Source organism: Vibrio sp. 1078-1 (genome assembly GCF_033340475.1).
In genome coordinates, this window is the sequence record NZ_JAWOWM010000234.1 from 1 (window position 1) to 785 (window position 785).

The following is a 785-nucleotide window of genomic DNA, read 5'->3' on the forward strand; positions in this document are numbered from 1 at the left end:
GCCCAGTTAATGTATACACCGATGGGAAGAAGGAAATTGACGGCCGCCAGTTCTACCTTCGTTTAGCACAGCGCATCATCCATATTTTCTCAACCCGCACCGCATCAGGCATTCTATACGAAGTGGACACTCGCTTACGTCCTTCTGGTGCGTCCGGCCTGTTGGTGAGTCCAACCGATGCGTTTGATGATTATCAACATCAAGATGCGTGGACTTGGGAGCATCAAGCTTTAGTGCGCGCTCGCATGATTTATGGTGATGAACCATTGGCGATTGCTTTCCATAACACCCGTCATGATGTGTTGTGTAAACCGCGTGATGAGCAAACGTTGAAAAAAGAAGTCGTCGAGATGCGCGAAAAAATGCGCGATCATTTAGGCGGTAAGAAATCTGGTCGCTTCATGATCAAGCAAGACGTCGGTGGTATTACCGATATCGAATTTCTGGCTCAATATTTGGTGCTTAACTATAGTCACGAGAAACCTAAGCTTACGCGTTGGTGTGACAATGTCCGAATATATGAAACGCTAATTGCTCAAGGTGTCATGGAAGAAGACCAAGCGATGCAACTGATACGCGCGTACACGACGATGCGTAACGAAATACACCACAGAAACCTGCTTAATTTGGATGCTGATGTGGTTGAAGATAAGTTTGTTGCAGAAAGAGAATGGGTGAAGCAAGCATGGAACCAGTGGTTCGCCTAAGTAGAAGTAGTGCTCAAGGTTCAGCCTAGAAAAAGGCTGTGCTAAACTCACCACGATTTAATTTTTGGAGACCAATAA

Annotated in this window: 1 pseudogene; it reads left to right on the forward strand. The window is 45.9% G+C overall.

Going from position 1 to position 785, the window contains the following annotated elements:
- Window positions 1-707 (forward strand): annotated as a pseudogene (locus R7190_RS26825) (bifunctional glutamine synthetase adenylyltransferase/deadenyltransferase); the annotation flags it as partial.
- Window positions 708-785 lie beyond the last annotated feature (78 nt).